Here is a 5,185-nt window from a genome sequence, read left to right as displayed (position 1 = left end):
ACTGGCCACATGAGGCGACAACGGGCATCAGGCATGCATTCCATTCGATCCGAAGGGGTGGGCGCTCAAGGGTCTCAGTCCCATAGACGGGAAACCATTCCCCATCGGTGACTTCTTCAGCGGCCTGTTAAGGGTCAGAAACTGGACAAATGCGCCGGGATCGTCGAAATCGAGCAAATGACCTGTGGTAGCGCCGAAGCCTTTGGCCATTTCCTGCGCCAACCTGTCGTGTTGTACCAGCCGTTTGATGCGGATGTTGTCGCGGATTTCATCTGACTCTGCGAAGTGCCCCAGAGGTCGCTGGCATTGTTGTGCGGATTGAGCACAGCCTGGCGGTGATAAGAACGCAACCAGCGGTCGGGATCACGGCGAAAAAGAACAACGTGGACTTCTATGCCGTCAGTGAGTTCTCGGAACTGCGCCAAAGTGTCCATGTTGAAGTCGTGGAAATGATTGCTCATCCCCTCGTTCGAGAACAGGACATCAGGTGTTGTAACACCGGTCAAGGCCTGCCGGATCGGCATCAAACCGGGCGGGCGCATGAGGCTCTGGACGGTATAGCCTTGCTTGTAATTGTGAAGCGGCGGATCGTTCGGGTAAGTGCAGCCCAAATCGAGCAGCGCAGCGCGATTTTCCAAGAACCATTTTTGCATGGAGGTGCTGCCGGTCTTGGGCAGACCCGCATGGAGAAACAGCCGCCGGATCATGCGGAACCTCCTGTGTGATAGCGCGCCAGCAGGCGGATGAAATCAGGGTCGGTGCGGGCGTCTGCGACCAGTGCGTTAAAGCGGGCCACCTCAGCGTCGAGCGCCGCCACGCCGGGGGCCTTGATCCGCCCGTCAGACTGGATTTTGTGGTGATAGTGTAGCACCTGCGGCGCGCAGCTTTGGTGGTTAGCGTACTCGCGGGCGGGAAAGTGTAGCGGAAAATTTTTCTCGGTCTCCAGTGGGGCAAAGGGCAGCTCCAGATCCAGCATCGCCAGGCAAAAGCCAAGCTGATCGCTGTGGATCGTCCTATCCCCCAGAAGTAGTGCCTGATCGAGGCAGAACCGCGCCCAATGGTGCCAGACCGGCGCAAGGCGGCGTAGCAAGTCAGTGGGCAGGACATAGAGACCACCGTTGCAATTTAGCGCATGGGTTCGGTCGGTGTGCTCCGAGAGGGCAAAATCGGGCAGCACATCCAGCCGGGCCTCGATAAACCCGGCAAGGTCCAGGATCTGGCGCAAAAGCTGCGGGGACGGGTTGGGATGGTCCACCGGCTTGGCGCGGATGACACCCGCCATGGCAAATTGGCAAGGGTCGCTCAGAAACCCCAGATCGGTGTCGCAAAGCACCGCCTGTTGCGCGCCTGAGCCAAGCACCGCATCGAGTTGCTGAAGCTTGTTGCAATAGGCGGCGGGGCCCTCGCCAAAGCGCGCCACCTGTCCGACCCAAGCACCATGCCGTTTGGCCTTGCGCTGCACTTCAGGGCTGAGCCGACCGCAATGACTGAGCAGGATCGCGGTTTCAGGGGACAGCGCAAGGCGATCCAAATTGTGCAGCAACAGCCAAGCCTGTATCTGGAACTTCGGGCCCTCGTCCACTACAAATGAAATCACATGGACGGGATGTGTCATATCTTGGTCGATTTTTCCGAATCTTCAAATTTACTGACATATTTATAGTCATTTGACCAGAGCGGGGGGCAACGCATGCACCGACAGAAGGTTTTCGGCATTGGCTTTCACAAGACCGGAACAAAATCCTTAGGTGCCGCGCTGGACATATTGGGATATCGGACTTGCGGTCCCTTCGGTGCACAGGATGCCGATATAGCCGAAACCGCGCTGGCGCGCGCGGTGGCCCTAGTGTCACAATACGATGCCTTCCAGGACAACCCCTGGCCGCTTCTCTTCAAAGAGCTCGACACGCGGTTCCCGGATAGCCGATTCATTCTAACGATCTGCCCGAGCGACGAATGGATCGAAAGGGCAGTGCGCTATTTCGGTACCAAGGAGACCCCGATGCGGCGTTGGATATATGGAGCAGGATCGCCAATAGGGCGTGAGAGTGACGCGCGACAAACAAGGTGAGAATCCGCATTGTCGCGCTACAGTGCTTCAACACTTCACGGGTGATTGGCTGGTGCCTGGCGATAGAGACAAGCACCGCGACGTCGAACGCGCTCAACGCCAAAAGTTGGTCCTCCACCCAGGTTCACACCCGGCCCGGGCCCACCCTGAGACAAGCCACGTGCAATCGCCCGGGCGGCGCGGCCCCTCTACAATGGGAATCTCGCGATTGGTCACTGCCACCGATTGCTCAATCACCCCACGCTCAGACGCGATTGATCAAATGTGCCAAATCCCTGTTCTACCAGCTATTCTGAGGTGATCAGTGCGCGTTTCTGGAATCGGTGTGGAAATGATTGAAATAACATTTTTCTTGACCGCGCCGCGGTTTGTTGGCGTGTTTGAAAGTGCACTTTTTCTGACCGGATTCAATCAGCGCGTGCTGTCATGATAATGAAATGTCCCGAAGATCCAGCGCAGCGACGCAAATGGGCGATTGAGTTGCGCGAGGCGGGACGCCATCGCGAGGCCTGCGACGTGTTCGCTGAATTGCACAGACAACAGCCGGACAATCCGCAGCTGGCAATTCAGCTTGCAAGCAGCCTGCGCGCGATCGGACAGCACGAGCAGGCCGAAACCCTTGTCGAACCACTTATCGCGGCAGCGCCGAAGAATGTACCGGCGCAGCTTCTTAATGTCGATCTCGCCCTGGACCGCAGCGATCTAAACGAGGCGCTGCACCGGGTCGAGGCCGCCTTGAGCCACCAGCCCGATGACGTGGGACTGCGCGGCAAGCGGGCCGTGATCCTGCAACGGTCGGGACGTCACAACGACGCCTGCGAGGTGTTTGAGACACTGCTGCAAGAACATCCGAAAAGCGATCGTTTCGTGTCCGACCTCGTGAACGGGCTGATGAGTACCGGCGAGACCGCGAGAGCCGAAGCGCTGTGCAGGCAGGTGCTCGAGGACGAGCCGGGCAGTTGGTCGGCCCGGCGCAGCCTGGCGATGTTGGCGGAAGCCAGTGGCGACCTGGACGCGGCCATCACCATTCTGGACGAACAGCCGGAATGCCTCACTCCCTTGCACAGGCAACGCACGCCCGGCGATCTCAGGGTCTTTCTGGCGCAGCGCCTCGCAGTGATCCCAATCAGGATCAAGGGCGGCGACACCGTCGGCGCGCAGGATTTACTGGAGGAGTTGACCGCGCATCTCGCAGTCTTGTCCGAGGGGCAACTGATTCAACTCATCGACCTGGCCAAGCACCTTCACAAATGGACTATGCTCTCCGAGATCATCCGACAGGTGCAGACCCGGAAACAGATCGGAACGCCGCTCGCCCTCGCGGTGCTGCAGATCGGGCGCGCCGCCGAAAACGATGCGCTTCTGGACCGGCTTGTGGATGGGCTCGCGACACGGATCGGGCGCAAAGACCAATTGATCTTTCGAAGCGAGGCGGCCCAGGTTCTGCGCAGCCCGTTCGACGCGCTGGCCGAGCTGCGCGCGGCACCGCATCCCGGGCGTTCACCGCGCGATGCGACAGTTCTGGGGCGCGTCCTTGTGGGATGCGGCAAGACCCGTCTGGCTGTGCGCTACCTGCGCATGTGCGCGCGCAAATGGCCCCATGTGCAGCCGATCGCCTCTCAATTGGTCCAGGCCTTTATCGCGGCGGGGCACCCCGAGGCCGGGTTGGCGTTTTTGGAGGCCCGGTCTGGATCTCTGGCACCGGAGGTCTACGACCGGTTGCGCATGCAATTGCTGATTGCTCTGGGCCGGATGACCGAGGCCTTCGCCATCACGCAAAAGCAACGCCAGGCGGGTAGCCTACAAAACGGCAATCTGGCGAATCTCCGGTTGCTGCTCTTCATGGGCCACCTCCCCGAGGCCATGGAAGAGGCGCAGGCGCTGAATCGCAACCCGCGTCAGAGCGGCCACAACGCGGCGCATTTCAGGCCCAGCCACCTGGGCACATTGCTGACGGAATTGCAGCTTTTCAACCTGGTTGCACCGCCCGACGGCAAGAGCCACATACATCACGAGATTGTCCGGAGCAATTTTTTCGCGGCGCGGGCCGTGCTACAGGACACGCTCGGAACGCCAGCTGTGGCGGCCTCTGAACGGACGGGTGCCCCGATCCCGCGGCGGGTCGTGCAATACTGGAATGATGCCGAGCCACCTGAAGAAATCAGGACGATCATGCACAGCTGGCGGTCGGTGCCGGGCTGGGATTACCTGCTGCATGACAAGCGCAGCGCGCGGCGCTGGCTGCGGGAAAGGTTTGGCCCCCGGCACGCGCAGGCCTTTCGGCGCGCGCGCCACGTGGCGGAGGAAAGCGATTTTCTGCGACTCTGCATGCTGCTGGATGGCGGCGGGATCTATGCCGATGCAGACGATTACCTGAAAGCCGACCCGCAGCAACTTCTGGCGCACGGCTCTGGACTGGTCGTCTTTCTCGAGCCTTACGGCGCGATCATGAACAACGTCATATGCGCGTCACCGGGACATCCGGCGATTGCCCATGCCGTCAACATGACGATGGTCGCGCTGCTTAAGGGCGACAACGACAACACCTGGGGGAAGACCGGGCCCGGCCTGCTGACACGGGCCGTGGCGCTGCATTTCGCGCGGACCCCCGAACAGGCCATGCGCGACACGCTCATCCTGACCGAGTCCGAACTCCGTCGCGTTGTCAGCCCGCATATCAAACTCCCCTACAAGGCCACCGCCCAGCACTGGAACTCTACCAAGGCGCGAATGGACGATCACGGGATCATCGGCGCGCTCGAGGAGCTTGCGGCCCCGGTCGGCCAGGCGCAGCCGGTGCCCTGTTACACCTGAACACCCCCGTGAACGGTGTTGTCACGTTAATGGACCTGAGGTTGCTGGTTCATTGATCCGGGCGTAGGCGGTGTCGATGCAGCCATTGAAAATCACCTACAAGCGCCACCGGTTTCCGCCTCAGATCATTGCTCATGTTGTCTGGCTCTATGTCCGGTGAAGTGGTCCCACCATTTCGGACATGTTTGCAGCTTTTCTAAGGTGTATCGGGTTTAGGTTTCATGCTGCTTCTTGTTGTTCCAAGCCTACCCAATATGCGTCGTCAGGCGTCTGCCGATCAAGGGCGGAATGGGGCCTTTT

The 5,185-nt window shown here is 60.2% G+C and carries 4 protein-coding genes; 2 read left to right on the top strand and 2 right to left on the bottom strand.

All coding sequences use genetic code 11. The features are described 5' to 3' along the window. Positions 1–134 precede the first annotated feature (134 nt). Together BHD06_RS22285 and BHD06_RS22280 are read right to left on the bottom strand one after the other, a co-directional pair. A complete protein-coding gene (locus BHD06_RS22285) occupies positions 135–707 on the bottom strand; it encodes a hypothetical protein (RefSeq protein ID WP_080459138.1) in 573 nt (190 codons plus the stop codon). Continuing rightward, a complete protein-coding gene (locus BHD06_RS22280; RefSeq protein ID WP_080459137.1) occupies positions 704–1,615 on the bottom strand; it encodes a hypothetical protein in 912 nt (303 codons plus the stop codon). The genes BHD06_RS22285 and BHD06_RS22280 overlap by 4 nt, the downstream gene beginning before the upstream one ends. Before the next feature lie 75 nt (positions 1,616–1,690). On the opposite strand from BHD06_RS22280, the gene BHD06_RS23975 reads away from it, so the two are divergent. Further along, complete coding sequence (locus BHD06_RS23975; protein WP_080459136.1) at positions 1,691–2,071, top strand: sulfotransferase; 381 nt, start codon at positions 1,691–1,693, stop codon at positions 2,069–2,071. A 432-nt stretch (positions 2,072–2,503) separates the two neighbouring features. Next, entirely contained in the window at positions 2,504–4,885 is a 2,382-nt protein-coding gene (locus BHD06_RS22270) for a tetratricopeptide repeat protein (RefSeq protein ID WP_176214476.1), read from the top strand. Positions 4,886–5,185 lie beyond the last annotated feature (300 nt).

The organism is Roseovarius sp. A-2 (genome assembly GCF_002072155.1).
Classification (GTDB): Bacteria; Pseudomonadota; Alphaproteobacteria; order Rhodobacterales; family Rhodobacteraceae; genus Roseovarius.
Note: the sequence above shows the minus strand (reverse complement) of the source record. Positions and strands in the feature narration are given on the sequence as shown.

Excerpts from the sequence above, each read along its gene's own strand:
- BHD06_RS23975 (WP_080459136.1), top strand. The coding sequence starts at position 1,691 with ATGCACCGACAGAAGGTTTTCGGCATTGGCTTTCACAAGACCGGAACA.
- BHD06_RS22270 (WP_176214476.1), top strand. The coding sequence starts at position 2,504 with ATGAAATGTCCCGAAGATCCAGCGCAGCGACGCAAATGGGCGATTGAG.
- BHD06_RS22280 (WP_080459137.1), bottom strand. The coding sequence starts at position 1,615 with ATGACACATCCCGTCCATGTGATTTCATTTGTAGTGGACGAGGGCCCG.
- BHD06_RS22285 (WP_080459138.1), bottom strand. The coding sequence starts at position 707 with ATGATCCGGCGGCTGTTTCTCCATGCGGGTCTGCCCAAGACCGGCAGC.